The following is a 20,363-nucleotide window of genomic DNA, read 5'->3' as shown; positions in this document are numbered from 1 at the left end:
GATACATTGGCAGCTCTTAAGCAAATTAACGGCGTTCCTGGATGGGCAACTGAGTTCTTGCGTCACAACGGTTATGTATGCAACAACACAATGGATGAGTTCATCACCAATTGGTGGGGCTGGTATCAGGCTGAAAACAGCTTTTATGACCCCATGGCAGGGCAGACGTTTGTTAGGCGTGACGCGCCAAACAAGCATCTAAGTTTGCGTCCTGCACGCGCTGTTGCCGAAGAATGGGCAACGCTTGTCATGGACGAGAAGACCCAAATTAGCGCCGAGGACGCAGCACTGAACACATGGCTAGAAGAGCGCTTTGGTGATTTTGTCGGTGAGCAGGCAGACAACCTTGCTCTTGCATTTGCACTGGGCACTGGTGCGTGGAGCTGCAATTACGAGGGCACAGAAGGATCTACGAAAGCGTCAATTGCTTTTCATGACGCAGGAAACATCATTCCGCTTCTGTCAGATGGCGCAAACTCTGTCTCATGCGCATTTACCGATTGTGTGTTGGTAGATGGGCGTATGCTTGACCGTCTACAGGTACACGAGCCTGTAGAGGGCACCTACCATGTGCGTACGTGGCTGTTTGACCAGAAGAACCACAACGTGCCTGTAGAGTGTGAGTCTGTAACCCCTGACCTCGATACGCGCTGTTCTATCCCCACATACGCCTTGGTGCGCCCAGCTATTGCCAATACGTATGTTGACGCGTCTCCCCTTGGCGTGAGTGTATTCAATGACGGCATCGATGCCATTAAATGCGTAGATGAAGCATTCGACCGCAGCTATTGGATGCTGCGCTTATGCCAGCCACGGGTGATGGTGGACGAGACCGCAGTCAAGCGCAATGTACAAACCGGAGAAGCCGAGCTATCTTCCACGCTTGACCAGCGCATGTTTAGGCCAGTGAAGACCAGCGGCGTGAGTGGTCAGACCCCACTTACGGTGTATGCGCCTGACTTGCAGGCAGATGCCACCGATGCGTCCATTAACTCCGCGTTGTCTCTCATGAGCTTTAAATGCGGTTTTGGCCCTAACTACTTTAGCTATTCGCGCCAGTCTGGCCTGCGCACTGCTACCGAGGTTTCCAGCGATAACTCGCAGCTATTCCGTAATGTCCGCAAACACGAGCAGCAAGTGGGTAAGGCTCTAAAACGACTGTTTGCCGGCGCCTATGCGTCTGAATGTGCTCTATGTGGCGTTGTGCCCACATCTGTTGATGTAGACATCACATGGGACGATTCAATCGTGGAGGACACCGCCACAGAACGTGCCCAGATGAAGGATGACATTGCACGCAATCTTGCGCCTGCATGGCTGTATCCTATGCGCTTTTACGGCATGAGTGAGGACGAAGCACGCGCACTCGTTAATGCTACGGCAAAGCTGCCTGAGGAAGCCTAATGGTTGATAAGAACCTTGATGCGTTTATTGAGGACGTCGTACATGGCGCGCTTGAGGATTACGTCGAGAAGATGAGCTCGCGTCTGACGCAATATCTTTTGTCTGGCGTAGATAATCCAGACATGCTCTCTACGCTCGCTGCCCGCGCCAAGAGCGACGCTATGGCCATCTTTGTTAAGTACAAGGGGCGTATTAGCAAAGAAACGCGTGAAGCGTTTATAAGCGCTGTGGAAGGCTACGAAGCAGAGGTCGAACAGACGCTAGAGAAGCTGCACACAAAGCGTCAACTCACCAAGCAAGGTGCGCTGGAGTTTGCGCAGGCTGCACGTGGTATTGGTGAGATTGTAAGCCGCCAAAATATCGCTTTGGCAAACACCATGGCCACCACATGGTATGCGATTGCCGCAAACGCTGTTGTGCGCAAAGAGCTGGGCGATTCACGCCGCGCAATCATGGAAGATGCTGTGCGCGCTTTGTCAGACGCAGGCATTGAGACTGTCGATTACAAAAGCGGCGTGAAGACAACTATTGACGCTGCTGTGCGCCGTCACATTGTCTCTCAAGTGTCCCAGGCAAAAGCGCAGATTCTAAGTGACAAGTGCGACGAATACGACCAAGACTTGGTATTCGTTTCCGCGCATTTTGGAGCACGTCCTTCGCATGCCATATGGCAGGGCAAGGTGTATTCACGCAGTGGAACGAGCTCTAAATACCCCAGTCTAGATGAAGGCACGGGATATTCTGGCACAGGTCCGTTTGGGTCTCTTGGAGACCGTCTGTGTGGTGTTAACTGCCAACATGAGATGGTGCCATATATGCCGGGGCTGTCCCAGCTGCCCGACTTAAGCTTTGAGAAAGAACAGAAGCGTTATGGCATGACCAGCGATGAGTACTACAGGGCCACCCAGAAACAGCGCGCATTAGAGCGCAAGGTACGCAAATACAAGCGCCGCATAGCTCTTGGCCAAGAACAAGGCTTAGATATGGTGGATGACCGCTATAAGCTAGGGCGTACTCAAGCGCTGCTACGTGAGCATTGCCGTGCGAACGGTCTTACACGCCTGTATGAGCGTGAGCGCGCTTATGGCGTAAAGAGACAGCCTAAAGGACTTGGGCGGATTGATTTTAAGAATACAGAGGCAGTATCAGCTAACTCCATTACAGAAGTGGCAAAAGCGCGTGCGGAAAAATTATTTATAAAAGCTCAATTAGCGGAACCAGCAGTTACAAAAACTCTTAAATCTTTGCAGACAAAAACGCGAAAACTTGCTGGATTTGGGCAGAGACTCAAGAGCCAAACTAGCTTAACTCGTAAAATTATATCAAACGCCAAAGAAGAAGATGTAAAACTTAATACGAAGACAAGTATAAATGATGTTTTAAGGTATACATTCGAATCTGACATCAATCATTTTGTTGCCGATTTTAAAGAGGTTCGCAATGCTCTTGAAAAGAAGGGGTATATATTTACCAAAGTTAAGAATACCTTGAAAGATGAATCTGCAGTCTATCGAGGTGTAAACACACAGGTAAAGACTCCTGATGGATATACATTTGAAATCCAATTCCACACTCCACAAAGTCTAGAAATAAAAGAAAAGAATCATGTATTATATGAACAGGCACGCATTCTTGACTTATCAACTCTAGATGGCAAGAACCAGAGTGACGAATTAGAGCGCCAAATGATAGTAAACTCACAAACCATTTCTGCACCTCCTAAAATAGATGAGGTTAAAAAATGAAATACTATATAAGTGAGAATAAACTTATTCTTGCAAAGAAAATTGATAGTCTCATTTACCGTTATGACTGGGTAAACAAGACATGGGTCCCTGCCCAAGACCTGTATAAAGACATTGTCTTATGTCATGACTGGTATGACGAGGCTACCGAAGAGGAAATTAAAGATGCAATCGCAAATCGAACTGAGCCTATCTATAGCTACTAAGGCTCACGCAGGACAATTCGATAAAGCTGGCAAGCCATATATTGAGCATCCTAAACGTGTGGCTGCTAACTGCGTAACTGACACCCAAAGGGCAGCAGCACTACTTCATGATGTTATTGAAGATACCTCGATTACTGCAGATGCCTTACTTTCCCAAGGTGTCAGCAAACGTATAGTTGATATTGTCTGTCTACTCACTCATAAGTGCGGCGTTTCCTATATGGATTACGTTAAGAAAATCGCTTGTGATGTAGATGCAAGAACTGTAAAAATGGCTGACTTGCGCGATAACATGGATCTAAGCAGGCTTCCAAAGATTACGCAAGCAGATTTAAAGCGCGCAAAAAAGTACAAAAAAGCCTACGCTTTCCTATCTGCTACTTAGTGTCTCTTACCCTCCCTACATGGGAGGGTATTTTTATGCCGTTACCCCACATTGAAACTTCTTTGTGACAAGGCAACCTGCCAAAAATCACGAAGAAGGGAAAATAAACATGCCTAATGCTAATGGCGAGGGAGTAGCAACTCCCCAAGACCCCAAGGCTGGCGAGGGCACACAGCCCCAAGACCCACAGGCGCAAACTGCATCCGCACAGACCCCCACAGGCGAGGGCACACAGCCCCAAGACCCCAAGGGTGCGTCCAATGGCGAGCAGACGGTTAATTACCACAAGTACGAGCGCGATATTGCCAACCGCGACAAGACTATTGCAGAGCTTAAGGCACAGCTTGAGCAGAGCGGCAAGTCTGCATCTGATGTAGACAAGCTGCAAAGCGAGCTTGCAGAGCTTAAGGACAGTCTCGCAACTGAGAAAGCCAATGCAGCTCTTAGCGCTGCTGGCTGCGTAGACACAGAGCTTGGTCGTGTAGCGCTTAAAGCATTCGATGGCGATATTGAAAAGCTTAAGGCAGAAAAGCCTTATCTGTTCAACCAGCCTAAAAGCGTAAGTACTGGTGGCTCTTCTGCAGGTACGCCCAGTTCTGCAGCGAAGCTTGAGAAGGCTGCATACGAAGCTGCAGGACTTACCCCACCAAAACACTAAGTAAGGAGCATTTATGCCTAACACAATTAGCAAGTTTCCCGAGGTATTTACCAAGGCTCTCGACGAGGTGCTAGTCACATCGTCCTATGCTGCTCGCTATAGCGACCCTGGCGCAGAGTTCGTAAATGCCAAGACCGTAAACGTGCCTGACATTACGTTTGCGTCTGATACCGTAAATGATTACGACGGTTTCAAGACCAAAAACGATGTCACTTTGTCTTATACGCCTTACACGCTTGAGCACGATAAGCAGGCATCCTTTGACATTGACGCCGTGCAAGACATCGATACCGCTGCAATCCTTTCTACAAAGGCAGCATCTGAGTATCAGCGCACCATTTTCTTGCCCGCTGTAGATAAGGACTTCTTCAAGACCGCTGCTGCTAAGGCTAAGACCACAGGCTCCGAAGCTATCACCAAGGACAACATCAAGGCAGAGATTCGCAAGGCACGCACGCAGTTTACCGAAGTCGGTCTTTCTGGTGGCGACCTGTACATGTCTTCTACTGCCTTAGCTGCTCTTGAGGATGCTGTAGACCGCCAATTCAGCAATGAGACGAACATCATTGATACTGTCGGCTCTTACGATGGCTTTACCATCTTTGAGGTTCCTCAGGCGCTTTTGGGCGAAAACGTGGACTTCATTGTCATTTCTGGCGGTAAGAACACTATCCGCTATATCGTCAAGCGCGCCGTGGCTTATTTGTTCGCCCCTGGCACTCATGTTAATGGTGACTGCTGGCTGTCTCAATTCCGCTGGGTATTCGGCTCCATTGTCAAGAAGAACAAGAAGGCCGGTATCTACGTAAACAAGCACGCCTAAGGAGTATCTAGGTGACCCCTACTCTGACATACGAGATTTATCGTCAGACGCACAATAAGCTGCAGGAGGACGAGTTTAAAGCCGCCCTTCCTGCAGCGCGTGCGCGCCTTGTTGCTATTACTGGAAAAGACATTCCCAGCATCTGGGAGCTAGATTGGTTGGCCGCCTTATCCGAGCTATGCGAGCGTGTGGCAGGTGCTGGATACGCAGAAGAAGGCATCAAGCAGGAGACCATCGGTGGTACCACCAAGGTCTACACAGAAGCCAAGGCAAACCAGGGCGATGTAGACGCTGTAACGCCTTGGCTGTATGGCACAGGTCTTTTGTACTGCGGATTGGCGTAATGCTCATGGCTATCGCATCTGACACAATCACCGTTTGGCACAATACGGGCACGCCTAAGCAGGCGCAGTGGACTCGTGGCATCGTTTCTGGATGCCGCATTGATTGGGCGGTCGGCTATATCCCGTCAGGCGTTGGCCCCGTAGCGCAAACCTCCATGAAGGCGTATTTATTCAGGCGGCTAGATATAGCCGCAGGAGATCGTATAGTGCTTGGCGTGGACGACTCAGAAACCCCTCCACACACCTCTATACGCGTATCCACGGTAGCTGTATGGGCCGATGGCGGGCATTTTCACCACATGGAGGTGAGCGCATGAGGGTAGTGCATCAATTTGGTGGTGTGAGCATCAAAGAGCTTGAGCGCAGGGGCGACAATGCCTTACAAGCAGCATGCTTTGTGACGGCAGAAAACGCCTTAAGCGACTGTAAGCCTAACATTCCTTATTTGAACGGTGACCTTATCGGCAGCGGCAAAACCAAGCCAGGGCAAACCGACTGCGAAATCATGTGGGGCACTGACGATGATACCGCCAAATACGCACGCTATCAGTACTACACCAAGGGGCTTACGCACCCCAAACAAGGCTCTGACCACTGGTTCGAAAAAACGCGCGCCGTGAGAAAGGACGCTTGGGGAAAGATTTTTGCCCAAAAAGCTAAGGAGATGATGGGATAGTGACTGACTTAACTCCATGCGTGCTTGAATGGGCAGAACAGCTGCTAGACCCAATCAGTGTTTCTCTGGGAGAGTTTTCGACAATCTTGGGCGTATCAGCGCAACTCCAGCCAGCGCCTACGCAGGCGGTATTGCGCAAGTATTTAAGTGGTGGAGGAATCTACCAGTATGGCTATGAGCTATACATCAAATGCCGCCCAGAAGATGAACGCGGGCGTATTGACGCGCTGGCAAAGCTAAACAAGGTGGCAGATGCCATTGACCGTGGAGTCTGCCCTGTGCATCCCCAAGGTGTTGCGTGGTATGGCCACGAAGTAACGGCACGTCCTAACAAACTCTCATCTTATGAAGACGGCAGCGAAGTTTACCAACTAATCGCAATTCTTACTTATATTGAAAGGACTTAACATGGCTAAAGAACGCGAGCTTATGGGCATCTATGAGCTTCAGCATTACCTCGGTTTTTACACCGCAGATACGCTTGGCGACATGCTGCGTGTAACCGAAACTACCAAGGCGGAGATGAAGACCGACAACAACGAGTACTCCCCTAAGTATCTCGACCGCAAGAACCAGCCCAAGTACATCACTGGTCGAACCACTACCATTGAGTTTGAGCTTGACGCGGTTCTTCCTGGTGATGTTCAGGCGGCAATCGCAAAGCATGAGGACGATATTAACGTTCCCTGCATGTATATGCGCACGCTTGACCGCGATATTGCAACTGGTGTGAAGTGCGCCGCAGACAAGCTTATTGCTAAACGCGCAACTGCCACCATGACCCCCTCTCCCATCTCTGGAGAAGCAGGAGACCCCGCAAAGCTTTCCTGCACAGTATCCCTCAATGGTGACTGGGAGTACGGCACCTACGACCCCAAGACCAAGAAGTTTACGGCTACCGTAGCTCCTGGCATTGGCGGATAAGACATACAAGCATCTATCTTTTGACTAGCGTTTCCTCTCCTGGCGGCCGTCTTTATGATGGCCGCTTTGCGTTACCTGCGCCCGAAGATATGCGCAAGTAAAATCCACTGCAGGAGGAACTATGCCTAAAAAGACAGGAACAAATGCCCCTAAAAAGGCTGCCACCAAGAAAAAGCAAGCAGACGTAATCCAATTCAAGGCGCCAACCAATCCTACCTTAGCTATTGATGTAGACGGCGCAATTTATCACTTAGAGCTGGGCAATATGACCTATGCCCTTGAGATTCGCGCTCTTATCCAAGAGATTAGCAAGCTCGAAGGAGCAGATACTAAAGATGGCCTTGATGCAATGCAAGAGATTTCTGACCGTGGTATGGCCATTATCGAGTCTGCATTTATCGAGCCTGATGTGGCGCAAAAGCTTATGGGTGGTCGCAATCGTTCTAATATCACGCGTCTTTTGGCAGTCCTGAACTTCATCTTGGACAACACTACGTCGCAAAAAAGCATTGATGCCATGTCTGCCAGCATCGAACAATTTGCCACCACATCCGATGAAGACTAGCAATGGACTGGCTCACTCGTCCCTTACCAGATACAGTTGAGATTGCAGGGCAGCACGTTAAAATCCGTACAGGATGGAGGCGTGCTGTCCGCTCCTATATCCTGCAATCGTCCAATGAAGATGGGCTTAACCTGACGGACGCTACAGCACTTCTCACGTCATGGTTTGCGCGCAATGGGCAAATACCCCAAATCGTCAAAGACAACCCGTATATGGCGCTTAGCGCGGCTTACGATTGGCGCGATAGTGCCTTTGGCCAAGCTATGCCATACGGTGATGGCAGCAGTGACAATACCAGCAAAAAGACGTTTGATTGGGAAGCCGACAGCGGCATTGTGCGCATCGACTTTAAACACATCTACGGAATAGACATCTCAGTCTACCAAGCACATTGGTATGAGTTCGCACTGCTATTTAGCGGTATGTGTGCCATGGACACACTAACATCAAATGCCATGCAAGCAAGGCGCCCGCTGCCAAGTGATGCCGCAGACTATGAGCGCAAACAGCACAGAGCGCTTGAGAGAGCCTGGTCGTTACCTCTCACGGAATATGAGCGTGTAAAGATGCACAACGCCCGTATTCTGGAGGAGTGGTAGCACGTGGCAGACGGTACAGTCGTCTTTAAAATCCTTGGCGATAATACAAGCTTTAAATCTGCCCTGGCAGAGCTCGAGGGCAAGGCAAAATCTGCAGCAGAGCGCATAGAGAAAAACTTGCCAGACATGGGCAAGAAGATGCTCTCATCAATTAAGCAAATGACACCGCAGGCAACTGCTGCGGTTAAAAAAGTCGTGTCTGTGGTATCTTCTATGGCCACGGCAACGTCTAATATTTTCTCTGGCTTTGCAGGACTGTTTTCGGTGGCACTCAGTCCAGTTGCACGCATTGTCTCCCAAAAGCTACAACCAGTCACTAAAGTCTTCCAAAACATTGCGACAAATGCAAAAAGTATTTTCTCAAACATCTCTGGCCATGTAGGCAATTTCGCAAAAAGCGCAGCAGGATCTATTCAGACAACTTTTGCGCCGGCATTTAACAAGATTGGTGGATACGTCCAAAAGGCAGGAAGCGCTATATCCTCTTTTGGTTCATCCATCACGCGAAAGCTTGCCCCTGTCGGCACTGCCCTGTCTGGCCCTTTGTCCAAAATCGGCGCGGGTATTTCAAGCGCCGCGAGCGGCTTTGCAAGCTTCAATTTAGCTGCCATCAAGGCGTTTACCTCTGCAGGCGCTGCTGCAATTAAGGGCGCGGCTACCATCGTAGGCAAGCTTGGTGAGATTGCTAGCAAGGCGCAGGGCGTGGCAGGAGCACTTACCGCGGCTTTGGGCGGGGCAATTCTTAAAGGCGGATTTGACCGCGCAATTAACATCGACAATGCAAAAGCAAAACTTACCGGTCTTGGCCATAGCGCAGAATCGGTTACAGAGGTTATGGATAATGCCCTAACTTCTGTCAAAGGTACTTCCTTTGGCCTTGGCGAAGCCGCATCCACCGCAGCCACGCTTAGTGCGTCTGGCGTAAAAGAGGGCGAAGAGATGGTGACGTCTCTTAAGGGTGTGGCTGGCGCTGCTGCTGTGTCACAACGCTCCCTTACCGATATGGGTGTTATTTGGGGTTCTATAGCCGCTCTAGGCAAGCTGCAAGGCCAAGATATGCATCAGCTCATGATGGCAGGTATCCCCGTTCTCGATATCTTGGGCAAACACCTTGGGAAAACGCAAAAAGAAGTTCAGGAGATGGTATCTTCCGGGAAGATTGATTTTAAGACTTTTTCTGAAGCCATGAATGAGTCTTTAGGCAATACTGCTCAGACCGCAGGCAAGACTTTTGTTGGCTCTTTTGCAAACGTAAAAGCGGCTTTGGCGCGCTTGGGTGAACCCATCGCAGGCCCAATATTGCAGGGTCTTACTGGCATTTTCCAAGCTCTTATCCCCGTAATTGACAAGGCTACAGAAGCCATAAAACCATTTATAGAGCAACTGTCCGGGTCTTTGGCTCCTGTAGTAGAGGGCGTAAAAGGCTTTATCGAAAAGCTGGGTGGTGCCATTGAGGGTGTTGCAAATGGTCCTCTTAGTGGTCTTGCGCCTGTCATAGGCTTGGTGGCTGGTGCATTCCTAGCATGGTCTGCAGGAGGTCTTGCAGGAGTGCTTGGTGCCATTCCTGGCGTAAGTGCCCTTCTGGGACCACTCACAAGCCTTCTAGGCGGTATCGGAGGGCCTATAGGCATATGCGTGGCAGCGTTCTTAGGACTTACCGCAGCAAGCCCAGAGCTGCAGGGAGCATTGAGCAATCTATTCGGCGTATTCGGCGAAATTGCAGGAATTATTGCGTCTAGCTTTGGCCCAGCCATTGGCGATATTGCATCTCAAGTCCCCGGCATAGTGCAGGCAATCTCTGGGGGTTTGGCAGATGGCATCAATAGTCTTGCTGGCATTCTTAAAAATGCCGAGCCTTATATTCAAACGTTTTGTGATGTCCTAAAGCAAGTCGCAGGCTTTATTGGTGACCTTGCGGGACAAGCGGCAGGCATTTTAGGCCCAGCTTTTGAGAGTATGGTCGGCATGCTTAAGAGTGGCTTTAGCCAAATTGTGCAAGGCTTCCAAACCGCATGGGGAATTATCGAGCCCTTGCTTCCAACCATCATCGGTGTTTTTACGACAATTGCCACATTGGTGGTGGGCGAGCTAAGCACAATTGCGTCTGTGGTAATGACCGTACTTGGCGGCGCCTTCCAGATTGCTGGAGCAATCATTAGCGGTGCTATGCAGGCTATCTCTGGTGTAATTCAGACCGTATGTGGCGTAATTCAGGCCGTCATTGGCGTATTTGTCGGAGTGTTTACTGGTAATTGGCAGATGGCTGCAGATGGTGTGCAGAATATCGTCGGTGGCATTGGTAACTTCATCGGCGGTGTGTTTAACGCGCTTGTCGGCACACTGACTGGCATCCTGAATACCATTGCGCAGACATTCCAAGCTGCCTTTAATGGCATTTTTGGAACTGTCAAAAACATTTTTACCAATATTGGTAATGCTATCGGCGACAAGATGGGCGCTGCCCGCGATAAAGTAAAAGGCATCATTGACGCCATTAAGGGCTTTTTTAGCTTTAAGATTTCATGGCCACATATCCCGGTGCCGCATTTCGGCATTAGCCCTAAGGGATGGCAGATTGGCGATTTACTTAAAGGCTCAATTCCTAGCTTTGATATATCTTGGCATGCAGAAGGCGCGCGCTTTGATGGCCCCACCGTCTTTGGCTCTGGCCATGGCTTTGGCGAAGCTGGTACCGAGTATGCTCTGCCACTAAATAAAACAAGTTTGCTTCCATTGGCTCAGAACTTAGCCGAGCTTATGGGCGAGCTCAACCGCGGAACCAACCGCAATAGCGATATTGCATATCTTGCGCGACGCCTTGACGTAATGGGAGCACGCCTTTCCCAGGCACTCGCTAAGCCTGTGGCGGTCATTTACAACAACCGCGAAGCAGCAAGAATAATAAGAGAGGCGATACCTACCCTATGAGAACTGACATTACCTATGTAAACAATAACGGCAAGACCGTACAATTTGGTGGTTCTGACGAGGATTTGCATTACCTCCAGCATGACTTGCGCGCCAATTCATGGACGTATGAAACGGGCGTGGCCAAAACTCGCATCTCCAGCTTTAAGCACGGCTTGAAGGAAAAGAAGCTGCCTGTTGGCATCATGGCCAAGACCGCAAAAGAAGGTATCGCAAAGTCTAATTACATTGCACAAATTGGCGAATACGACATCATGGCCAAGCGCCCTGGGCGCTTGTATGTAGGCGATTGGTACTTATCTTGCTGGATTGTCGGTGTGTCTTTTTCCAATTACTGGCTAAGTGACTGTATTGCAGAAATTGAGCTGTCTTTGGTCTGCGAGAAGTGCGAATGGATACATGAGACCACCACGCAGTATGCGCCAATTACCATGCAGGATAGCGACGCCATCTTAGGCGCAGACTTTGAGTACGACTTTGAGCATGACTTGGCAGGCTCTGCAAGCTCACACACGCTAGATGTCCCAGGAGTATTTGACGCGCAATTTTTATGGCGTGTGTATGGTCCTGCCACCAACCCTTATATCAGGCTTGGTGACAACACTTACAAAATCAATACCAGTGTGCGCGAAGGGCAGACTCTAGAGGTAGATACGGCGCAAAAAACTATCGTGCTAATTGACGAACAAGGACGCAGGACAAACACCCTTTCTGAACGTGCTCGCGGTGCAAAAGGCTCAGGTTCCTACATTTTTGAGCCAATTCACCCAGGCACACAAACAGTGACATACGATAACACTTATCTGTTTGACATCACGCTTTACGAAATGCGCAGCCTTCCTCCATTTGAGCTGGGAGGTAAGTAGCCTTGGATATTATCTATACGGACGAAGCTGGCAATGACGTAGGTATCTTGCAACGCGCTTATTTCGACTGCGCATTTGGAAGCGGTGAGAACAATTTTGAGCTTACGCTTGATGCAGAAAGCAATATTCGCATCTCAAAAGGCGCCCGGGTATACATAGAAGATACAGAATACGGCGGTGTCGTCGATTCGTATGCATACGATAGTGCAGCTGGCACCTATAAGTACTCAGGGCGCTCTGTGCATGGTCTTTTGGCATCAAAGATTATTCGCCCCCCTGCAGGGACGGATTATCTCGTCGTAAATAATGAAGTGCATGCAGCCTTGCGCGATATTGTCAGGCAGTGTGGTTTGGACGGCCTTATTAAAGTGGCTGATACCGTATCCTCGTTTACTGCAAAGTATCAATTTGACCGCTTCGTGGACGCTTATACGGGCATTGTAAAAATGCTTAAGGCGCAAAATGCACGCCCAAAGTTTGAGTGGGTGGATGGCAAGACCATAAGCCTTGAAGCAGTCCAAATTACATCACACCCAGCTCTAGATACTGACGTAGTGGACCATAATTTTAAGCACATCCACAACCCTGTTAGCCACCTTGTGTGCCTGGGTAAGGGTGAGCTTAAAGACCGCACTGTTATCGACTTGTATGCAGACGCTAAGGGCAATGTGAGCAAGACACAGTCCATTTTTGGCGTTGATGAAGTAGAAGAAAAATATGACTACAACGGAGCAGAAGCAGAAGAGCTTGAGAAAGAAGGAATAAAAAAGCTTAAAGAGCTGCAAAACGCGTCATCGGTTGATATAAATCTAAAGTCAGATGCAAGTTATGGCGTTGGTGACATCATCACATCCTACGATATAAAAACGGCAACGGAAGTGTCCGCACAAGTCACCAAGAAGATCGTAACTTGTGCTGGTGATGATGTATCCATTGAATATGCCGTCGGTGGCACTGCGCAAAGCACGTCTCTAAGTGGCTCTGTGAGCGCAAGTAGTGGTGGTGGAATTACATACACCGCTGGAGAAGGCATAAAAATTAGTAATGCCACCATCACAGCAGATGTTACGCAGACAAAGCTTGACGCTGTAAAAAACGACGTGGACGCTGCGAATACTTCTCTGTCGAATATAACCGCAGAACTCCCACAGATGAAGATAGACATTACTAAAGCGCAAGCTACAGCAGGTGCAGCTAATACTACTGCCGCAGAAGCCTTAGAAGCAGCGAAAAAGGCAGGAAGCGTAGATGTAGCGGCTCTTGTTGCCACGCAAGAATACGACAGCAAAAACGGCATTCGTGCCCGTCGTGTCGGAAAGTTCGTAGCAGGAACTATCAATGGTTTTAAAGCAAACCTCACAAGCTCATGGGCGTCTCAAGTAATTGGAACGCTCCCAGAAGGCATGCGCCCCACATTCAATATTGAGACGAGCTGCACAACCGCAAACACCAATGCCAATGTGGCTGTAGAAATCCGTACAGACGGCGTAATGACTGCCTGGAATGTTGGCGGCACTTCTTTGGGCAACCAAAACATTTATGCAAATTTCGCATATACAACAGAATAGCCCCTTTTCGTTACCAGCGGCAGAAGATATGTGCGAGGAAAAACACGCTGGTCAGATAAAACGAAAGGAGACTGTGCATGCCAAAGGAAACTGGTCTTACCGACTATATATGTGACCGTAATCCAGAGCATCACAAGTGCGCCAAGGAAGGCACTGCAGATGCTAATTACTTCCACGAATTTGGGCGTACTCGCTCTGATGGAACTATGCAGAACTTCATCTTGTGTGATGCATGCTATCTCAAATGCAGAGAGCTCATGGACCGTCACGACCGGGAGTTCAACACTTTTATGAAGGGCAAGGAGTAAGCTATGGCGACAAATATCCTTGTCACTGGTAAGCAGGGGAAAAACCACATTACCTCGGCTCAAATGGGTGCTATCCAAGCCGCAATCTTTGGTCCAGGGACATACATCTGCTCTGGCTTTGAGCCGTCCATGGCAAGCGCAAATGCGCTTAGCATCACAAAAGGCGTGGCTGTTGTAAATGGCCGTCCCTGCGTCTTAGAAGCCAACACACAGGTAAATATCGCAAGCGGCATTACAGGACGCAACCACAACGATTTGGTCGTTCTGGCGTACTCAAAAGTGGCATCTTCTGGAGTTGAGGAAGTTACTGTCAAGGTCATATCTGGCGAAGCCACCACATCCGATGCGGCAGACCCCACGTATAAAAACGGAGACATCCTTAGTGGGGCTACGTCAGTTGAAACGCCGCTATTTCGCGTTGAAGTGCGCGGACTTGAGCTGCCCAGGGTAATTACGCTTGCTAAGAAACTCCCATCCATCGATGACCTAAATACAGCAGATGCAAAAGCGAGTGAAGTGCAAACATTCGAGCAAGGCGGCCTATACGCTGTGCGTGTCGGAAAAATCGTCTACGGCACATTCACGCTCACCCCAAATCTTGATAGTGCTTGGGCAAGCCAAGTAATGCTTACCATGCCCGAAGGCATGCGCCCAGCTCATAAATGGGAAGTAAGCTGCACCACCGAAAACAAGATGGCAAACGTCGCTTTATATATCGACACAAACGGGCGTACCGAAGCATCAAACCGCGGCGGACAGTCGCTTGGCAACAACTACATTCATGGCTCTTTTGCCTATCCAGTTATTTAATTTACGAAAGGAACAATCATGACTATTCCCTACTTCATCGACGTATATCTAGCACAGGTGCGCGACTCCCAACAAGTAAAAGTAGCTCTTACAGCCGTACTTATCCTTATGCTCATTGACGTGCTTATGGGGTCTATTTGCGCTGCGTCAAACCACCAATATGCATCGTCTAGAGCACGCGAAGGCATCATACACAAAGGCAGTGAGCTGTGTCTGATTTTGTTGGGTGTTGTGGTAGACGGCGCGCTCACAGGCGGCCTTAACTTGGGCACGCAAACGCCTGTATTGCTGGGTATTTGCGTAGCGCTTATCTGTGCCGAAGTCGCGTCAATCCTGGAAATTATCGGCTCGATAAATCCAGAGCTTGCTAATAATGCAGTCTTTAAGCTGCTAAAGACCGTCCAGGACAGTGCAGAAAAGAGTGAGCACTAATGGCTTGGTATCCTTGGAAAGCCATTTGGGCAAGTCCACGTACTTATGACAGGGGACGCGGTGGCAAAAAGCCTGAATATATCGTGGTGCATTACACCGCGTCGCAAGCGAGCGCGTATAACAACTGCCTGTATTTCAGTGGTGGCAACCGACACGCCTCCGCGCACTTCTTCTTGGATGGCTCAGGCACCATCTATCAGTCAGTAGCCGAAGGCGATACCGCCTGGGCAGTGGGCAACCTCGACTTCAATCAGCGCTCTATCTCTATTGAGGTAGTAAGTGACGGGCGAGATTTTAGCAGCGCAGAAATTGCTGAACTTACCTATCTTGTACAACACCTTATGCAGAAGTACGGCATACCAGCAAGCCACGTAATACGCCACTACGATGTGGTAGACCATGTACGTCAAGGTCGCACGCTTGCCCCACACAAGCACTGCCCCGCGCCTTATGTAAACAATGCTAAGTGGAATAGACTTCATGGCATCATTACAGCAGGTGGGGGCTGGAAGCGCGGACAAGGCACCATGAGTCATTGTTGGTGGTACCAACATGCCGATGGCTCTTACACCTCCAATGGGTGGGAGCTTATCGATGACAAGTGGTATTACTTTGACGCGAACGGTTGGATGGCAACAGGATGGCAGAAGCATAAAGGCTACTGGTATTATCTGAGCGATTCTGGATCTATGGTTGTCGGCTGGCAGTTTATCGATGATAGGTGGTATTACTTCCGCGCAAATGGAAGCATGGCTACAGGGTGGCTGCAAGACGGTGAGCACTGGTACTGGTTGCACGATACTCACGAAGCCGGTCTGTACGGCTCTATGGATACAGGCTGGATTGAGGTTAATGGTAAAAAGTATTATGCCAATCCTAGCTCTGGTGGTCCTCGTGGGGCGCTTGTATGTGGCAAGCAGACTATCGATGGCAAAGAATATGAGTTTGACAGTAACTGCACCCTAATTGAGGACAAACCAAATGGATAGCTGGAAGCTTACGGTGTGGTATCACCAGCCGCAAGGTATGGGATTTATGTATCGCAAGGACCGCACGAAGCAATTCGCCACCAAAGACGAAGCGCGAGCGTATTGTAAGCAACACTTTTTAGCGGCTAAAATCACGTGGTTTGAAAACGAACAAAAAGTAAGCGTAATCGCTTAGTAAATGGCCTTCTCATTGCTGTGAGAGGGCCATTTTTTATTGTCTCAAAGACTATAAACGAGACCCATTTGTGACCCATGAAATGACCCGAAAGAACAAAACGCCTGGTAGAGATATACGACACTTAGGGTAAATTTTCGCTTTTTGTAATAATACTAAATAAGTAAAAGAGCAGGTAAACGCACTAATTTAGATACAAAATAACTGGCGGAGAGGGAGGGATTTGAACCCTCGTACCTCTATAAGAGGTAAACGGTTTTCGAGACCGCCGCATTCAGCCGCTCTGCCACCTCTCCAGATGCACAAACGGCGCCTTGCGGCGCCGTGAAATAACCTGGCGGAGAGTCGGGGATTTGAACCCCGGAGACGCTTTCGGCGCCTACACGATTTCCAATCGTGCTCCTTCAGCCGCTCGGACAACTCTCCTTAATTGAAAACGCACCGGATAGTATAACGTATTTCTCGCCGAAAAGAAAAGAACTTTTCTGCGAAGTCCTTGCAAGACCTAGTAAGATACTTGCGTATCCGTTTTTACCCTGCAGGAGATCATGTGCTTCAGATACCTATTTGGCTAGACCTTTCTGCCGTTATTGTTGGTGCTTTAGCGGGAGTTTGGGCAGCTCAAGAGCGTAAATTAGACTTGGTTGGCTATATTGGCCTAAGCTTTTTGTGTGGCTTGGGCGGCGGCTTGGTCCGTGATATGGCTATGCAAGTTGGCAGTGTCTATATGTTGCAATCTCCATATGCCATTCCTTTTGTCATAACAACAGGCATCGTTGGCTACTTTTTTCCACAATTTATCAAGCGCTACCCCAACCTCTTAGACTGGTTGGACATTCTATCTGTTGGCTTATTTGTAGTGGCGGGTACCGATAAGGCCATTAACTACAACCTATACCCTATAGCCTGCATGCTCATGGGCGTCATCACTGGTGTGGGCGGCGGTATGATGCGCGACGTCTTTTTGGGTGACACACCGCGCATCTTCCAGCGCTCTAACTTCTATGCCGTCGCAGCTATTGGCGGTTCTGTCGTGTATTATTCTCTGGCCGCGGTCAGTCACTACAATTTGGAAATCTCTGCCATAGCAAGCGTTGCTACAACCATGTGCCTGCGCAGGCTGTCGCTTCATTACAACATGACACTACCTACGGAAGTAGATCTGGCACCTAAGGTTGCCGCCAGCGCCAAGAAAATAAAGGCAAAAACGGTACGCAAAAAACGCTAACCTCGCAGCTACACAGCTTATTTTGTATCTATACGGCTTATTTGTTTACCAAACCGGAGCGAACGGCCCACTTCTTACGCTCAGTAGCGTTAAGAATACGTTTACGCATGCGAATGTTCTTAGGCGTAATCTCCACGACCTCATCGTCCATGATGTACTCCAGCGCCTCTTCGAGCGAGAAAACACGTGGAGGTGTAAGCTGCACCGATATGTCAGCAGTGGAAGAACGCTGGTTGCCCAAAGATTTGGTGCGGGCAATGTTAACCACCATGTCACCAGGACGGGAACGCTCGCCCACAAGCATGCCCTCATAGCACTCATCACCAGGGCCAACAAAGAGTTGACCGCGCTCTTGCAGGGTACCCAAGGCATATGCAACGGCCTTCTCGGTAGACATAGAGATCATGGCACCGTTCTGACGAGAACCAATATCGCCAGCAAAAGGACCATATTCCAAGAAGGTATGGTAAAAGACAGCCTCACCATGAGTTACATTGAGGACGCGTGTTTTAAGGCCCATAATGCCACGTGTGGGGATCTTGAACTCAAGGTGTGTCTGAACGCCGCCGGTTTCCATGTTGGTCATGGTGCCGCCCGCATCACCAAACACCTCAATGACCTTGCCAGAGTACTCTGCGGGACACTCAACGACAGCTTGCTCAATAGGTTCAAGCTTATTGCCGTTCTCGTCCTTCTTGAACAGCACGCGCGGGCTACCCACCTGGAACTCAAAGCCCTCGCGGCGCATGGTTTCCATCAAAACAGAGAGATGCAAAATACCGCGACCGGCTACCTCGGTGCCTGTTTTGTCGGGGAGCTCCTCAATGCGCATGGTCACATTGTTTTCACGCTCCGCCATCAGGCGCTCTTTAAGCTGACGACCACCAACAATATCTCCGTCACGGCCAACCAAAGGCGAGGTAGATGCCTCAAATACGATGGCCAACGTTGGTGGATCGATCTCAATGGAGTCAAGCTCAACGGGATTATCTGGATCTGTATACACATCGCCAATATCGGTGGAATCCACACCCACCACGGCTCCAATATCACCAGCACAAACCTCGGTACATTCTTTACGGCCCAGGTAGTCAAAGGTAAACAGCTGCTTAACCTGACTCATGGCTCGTGAACCATCGTTTTTAACAACCAGGATTTTATCGCCAGCGTGGATTGTGCCCGAATACACACGACCAATACCAATGCGGCCCACATAGGTGGAGTGGTCGATGGTTACACACTGCATAGCCAAAGGACCATCTGCATCCGCATCAGGAGCAGGAAGCTCATCAACAACCATGTCCAACAGCGGATACATATCATTGGTATCGTCATCGGGAGACAGACGAGCAAAGCCATTAACAGCACTTGCATAGACAACGTGCTCCATAGAAAACTCGAGCTGCTCATCCGTGGCGCCCAGATCCATCATCAGATCAAGACAGGCATTAAGGGCCCGCTGCGGGTCTGCACCATCGCGGTCAATCTTGTTAACCACAATCATGATGGACAGGCCGGCATCAATGGCGTGGCGTAACACAAATCGCGTTTGTGGCATGGGACCTTCTGCGGCATCTACCAGCAGCAGCGCAGAGTCTGCCATCTTCAAAACGCGCTCTACCTCGCCGCCAAAATCTGCGTGACCAGGCGTATCCAAAACATTGATCTTAACGCCCTTGTACTCAATGGAAATGTTCTTGGCCAAAATGGTAATACCGCGCTCACGCTCTTGATCATTTGAATCCAGAACACGCTCTTCTACCTGCTGATTATCGCGAAAAGCGTCCGTTGCGCGCAGAAGCTTATCCACCAGGGTGGTCTTGCCGTGGTCAACATGGGCGATAATTGCAATATTGCGAATGTGCTCTTGGAGCATGGTTCCTACTTTCTCATTGTCTATCTAGGATCAAACCAAAACATACAGGTTATACGAAACATACGGGTTTATATTTTGTACGCTGCCGAGAAACCCCGCAAAAATGTAGTACAAGACGATACAGCGTAGTACAAACCGTTACAAAAGTGAATCAACTTCACCAGCGGGCTCAGGATCACACCATTGGAATGCTTCTCCTGCACCAAAACCTTGCCATAATACGTAGGCCGAAAAAGCCCGCTGGCCTTTCTCGGCAAACTCAAGGATAAGGGCGTCTTTATAGCCGTCGTTGCCTAAGTCTACAGCGCCCTCATATACCATGGCATAGCGTACGGGAGACCCAAGCTTATCTGGGCGCACGGCCTTTTCCGAGGTTAGAGCAGCTATGTAGTTGTGGGCCTCATCAAGACAGGCTTCTATCCCGTCTTCAGAAAACGAGTTGGTTACACGCGTGCCAGCGGCGTCTTCTACCGAAGTAATAACGCATATCTCTACCCCTGCTGCAAGTGCATCTAATGCCGATCCCAGCAGATCACATGACAGCGCGTCCAGCTCTTCTGAAACGACACTCGACTGATCATATTGACTATCTTGGGCCACAAATCCCCTATCGTTAAGCGAAATAACTGCACTAATAATACTCTTGCATTTCAAATACAGGCTGCACAGCGCACTTTGTCACAGAGCCTGCAGATTTGTTACTGCTTGGCACACCTACCATACCAGCTGCCCAGCCTTTTGCATCTTTATACCGGATTCTAATGAGGCTTCTAACGACATTTTTTGATGATTGCCTCAAGTACTGCTTTTTCTAACGAGCGTAGTGCCATAAACTGGAAACTACGTTATGTCAC

General features: G+C 49.3%; 24 protein-coding genes and 2 tRNA genes. 22 read left to right on the top strand and 4 right to left on the bottom strand.

The features are described 5' to 3' along the window. Window positions 1-6 precede the first annotated feature (6 nt). The 21 genes from HMPREF1091_RS01100 to HMPREF1091_RS01000 all read left to right on the top strand — a co-directional run bounded on the left by HMPREF1091_RS01100 (window position 7) and on the right by HMPREF1091_RS01000 (window position 16,405). The gene (locus tag HMPREF1091_RS01100) at window positions 7-1,404 is read left to right on the top strand and encodes a phage portal protein (RefSeq protein ID WP_002562981.1); all 1,398 of its coding nucleotides are present in this window, start codon (window positions 7-9) and stop codon (window positions 1,402-1,404) included. Next, window positions 1,404-3,149 carry a phage minor capsid protein gene (locus HMPREF1091_RS01095; RefSeq protein ID WP_002562980.1) on the top strand — a complete coding sequence of 582 codons (1,746 nt, stop codon included), beginning with the start codon at window positions 1,404-1,406 and terminating at the stop codon, window positions 3,147-3,149. Before HMPREF1091_RS01100 ends, HMPREF1091_RS01095 begins: the two co-directional genes overlap by 1 nt. Then, on the top strand, window positions 3,146-3,355 hold the full coding sequence (locus tag HMPREF1091_RS08380) for a hypothetical protein (protein ID WP_002562979.1): 210 nt from the start codon (window positions 3,146-3,148) through the stop codon (window positions 3,353-3,355). The genes HMPREF1091_RS01095 and HMPREF1091_RS08380 overlap by 4 nt, the downstream gene beginning before the upstream one ends. Beyond that, window positions 3,315-3,740, top strand: coding sequence for an HD domain-containing protein (locus HMPREF1091_RS01085; RefSeq protein WP_002562978.1), 426 nt, complete (start codon window positions 3,315-3,317; stop codon window positions 3,738-3,740). Before HMPREF1091_RS08380 ends, HMPREF1091_RS01085 begins: the two co-directional genes overlap by 41 nt. 109 nt (window positions 3,741-3,849) lie before the next feature. Then, entirely contained in the window at window positions 3,850-4,398 is a 549-nt protein-coding gene (locus tag HMPREF1091_RS07920; protein WP_002562977.1) for a hypothetical protein, read from the top strand. Window positions 4,399-4,411: 13 nt separating this feature from the next. Then, window positions 4,412-5,221 (top strand): hypothetical protein, encoded by an 810-nt coding sequence (locus tag HMPREF1091_RS01075; protein ID WP_002562976.1) that lies wholly within the window; start codon window positions 4,412-4,414, stop codon window positions 5,219-5,221. A gap of 11 nt (window positions 5,222-5,232) precedes the next feature. Continuing rightward, window positions 5,233-5,565 carry a hypothetical protein gene (locus HMPREF1091_RS01070; RefSeq protein ID WP_002562975.1) on the top strand — a complete coding sequence of 111 codons (333 nt, stop codon included), beginning with the start codon at window positions 5,233-5,235 and terminating at the stop codon, window positions 5,563-5,565. Window positions 5,566-5,570: 5 nt separating this feature from the next. Continuing rightward, window positions 5,571-5,882 (top strand): hypothetical protein, encoded by a 312-nt coding sequence (locus tag HMPREF1091_RS01065; RefSeq protein WP_155887826.1) that lies wholly within the window; start codon window positions 5,571-5,573, stop codon window positions 5,880-5,882. Continuing rightward, window positions 5,879-6,241, top strand: coding sequence for a minor capsid protein (locus tag HMPREF1091_RS01060; RefSeq protein ID WP_002562973.1), 363 nt, complete (start codon window positions 5,879-5,881; stop codon window positions 6,239-6,241). Before HMPREF1091_RS01065 ends, HMPREF1091_RS01060 begins: the two co-directional genes overlap by 4 nt. Continuing rightward, entirely contained in the window at window positions 6,241-6,648 is a 408-nt protein-coding gene (locus HMPREF1091_RS01055) for a hypothetical protein (RefSeq protein ID WP_002562972.1), read from the top strand. Before HMPREF1091_RS01060 ends, HMPREF1091_RS01055 begins: the two co-directional genes overlap by 1 nt. Window position 6,649: 1 nt before the next feature. Beyond that, window positions 6,650-7,165 carry a hypothetical protein gene (locus tag HMPREF1091_RS01050; protein WP_002562971.1) on the top strand — a complete coding sequence of 172 codons (516 nt, stop codon included), beginning with the start codon at window positions 6,650-6,652 and terminating at the stop codon, window positions 7,163-7,165. Window positions 7,166-7,286: 121 nt separating this feature from the next. Further along, on the top strand, window positions 7,287-7,730 hold the full coding sequence (locus tag HMPREF1091_RS01045) for a hypothetical protein (protein ID WP_002562970.1): 444 nt from the start codon (window positions 7,287-7,289) through the stop codon (window positions 7,728-7,730). Between the two features lie 2 nt (window positions 7,731-7,732). Further along, the gene (locus tag HMPREF1091_RS01040; protein ID WP_002562969.1) at window positions 7,733-8,329 is read left to right on the top strand and encodes a Gp15 family bacteriophage protein; all 597 of its coding nucleotides are present in this window, start codon (window positions 7,733-7,735) and stop codon (window positions 8,327-8,329) included. A 3-nt stretch (window positions 8,330-8,332) separates the two neighbouring features. Continuing rightward, window positions 8,333-11,257, top strand: coding sequence for a tape measure protein (locus HMPREF1091_RS07915; RefSeq protein ID WP_002562968.1), 2,925 nt, complete (start codon window positions 8,333-8,335; stop codon window positions 11,255-11,257). Further along, window positions 11,254-12,123 (top strand): hypothetical protein, encoded by an 870-nt coding sequence (locus HMPREF1091_RS01030; protein ID WP_002562967.1) that lies wholly within the window; start codon window positions 11,254-11,256, stop codon window positions 12,121-12,123. Before HMPREF1091_RS07915 ends, HMPREF1091_RS01030 begins: the two co-directional genes overlap by 4 nt. Before the next feature lie 2 nt (window positions 12,124-12,125). Next, the gene (locus HMPREF1091_RS01025) at window positions 12,126-13,691 is read left to right on the top strand and encodes a hypothetical protein (RefSeq protein ID WP_002562966.1); all 1,566 of its coding nucleotides are present in this window, start codon (window positions 12,126-12,128) and stop codon (window positions 13,689-13,691) included. 77 nt (window positions 13,692-13,768) lie between these two features. After that, the gene (locus HMPREF1091_RS01020; protein WP_002562965.1) at window positions 13,769-13,999 is read left to right on the top strand and encodes a hypothetical protein; all 231 of its coding nucleotides are present in this window, start codon (window positions 13,769-13,771) and stop codon (window positions 13,997-13,999) included. A 3-nt stretch (window positions 14,000-14,002) separates the two neighbouring features. Next, window positions 14,003-14,809: a hypothetical protein gene (locus HMPREF1091_RS01015; protein ID WP_002562964.1), complete on the top strand. Its 807-nt coding sequence runs from the start codon at window positions 14,003-14,005 to the stop codon at window positions 14,807-14,809. 18 nt (window positions 14,810-14,827) lie between these two features. Beyond that, entirely contained in the window at window positions 14,828-15,241 is a 414-nt protein-coding gene (locus HMPREF1091_RS01010; protein ID WP_002562963.1) for a phage holin family protein, read from the top strand. Continuing rightward, window positions 15,241-16,230, top strand: coding sequence for a peptidoglycan recognition protein family protein (locus tag HMPREF1091_RS07910; RefSeq protein WP_002562962.1), 990 nt, complete (start codon window positions 15,241-15,243; stop codon window positions 16,228-16,230). Before HMPREF1091_RS01010 ends, HMPREF1091_RS07910 begins: the two co-directional genes overlap by 1 nt. Next, window positions 16,223-16,405: a hypothetical protein gene (locus HMPREF1091_RS01000; RefSeq protein WP_002562961.1), complete on the top strand. Its 183-nt coding sequence runs from the start codon at window positions 16,223-16,225 to the stop codon at window positions 16,403-16,405. Before HMPREF1091_RS07910 ends, HMPREF1091_RS01000 begins: the two co-directional genes overlap by 8 nt. Before the next feature lie 205 nt (window positions 16,406-16,610). Here the strand turns inward: HMPREF1091_RS01000 and HMPREF1091_RS00995 are convergent. Continuing rightward, window positions 16,611-16,701: transfer RNA gene (locus HMPREF1091_RS00995), tRNA-Ser, on the bottom strand. A gap of 39 nt (window positions 16,702-16,740) precedes the next feature. After that, a tRNA-Ser gene (locus HMPREF1091_RS00990) sits at window positions 16,741-16,831 on the bottom strand. 124 nt (window positions 16,832-16,955) lie between these two features. On the opposite strand from HMPREF1091_RS00990, the gene HMPREF1091_RS00985 reads away from it, so the two are divergent. After that, window positions 16,956-17,633, top strand: coding sequence for a trimeric intracellular cation channel family protein (locus HMPREF1091_RS00985; protein WP_002562960.1), 678 nt, complete (start codon window positions 16,956-16,958; stop codon window positions 17,631-17,633). A gap of 37 nt (window positions 17,634-17,670) precedes the next feature. Here HMPREF1091_RS00985 and typA read toward each other — a convergent pair whose 3' ends face one another. Both typA and HMPREF1091_RS00975 read right to left on the bottom strand, forming a co-directional pair. Next, a complete protein-coding gene (gene typA, locus HMPREF1091_RS00980; RefSeq protein ID WP_002562959.1) occupies window positions 17,671-19,509 on the bottom strand; it encodes a translational GTPase TypA in 1,839 nt (612 codons plus the stop codon). Between the two features lie 138 nt (window positions 19,510-19,647). After that, window positions 19,648-20,109 (bottom strand): hypothetical protein, encoded by a 462-nt coding sequence (locus tag HMPREF1091_RS00975; protein ID WP_002562958.1) that lies wholly within the window; start codon window positions 20,107-20,109, stop codon window positions 19,648-19,650. Window positions 20,110-20,363: the final 254 nt, after the last annotated feature.

It is taken from the genome of Atopobium minutum 10063974 (assembly GCF_000364325.1).
Classification (GTDB): domain Bacteria; phylum Actinomycetota; class Coriobacteriia; order Coriobacteriales; family Atopobiaceae; genus Atopobium; species Atopobium minutum.
Note: the sequence above shows the minus strand (reverse complement) of the source record. Positions and strands in the feature narration are given on the sequence as shown.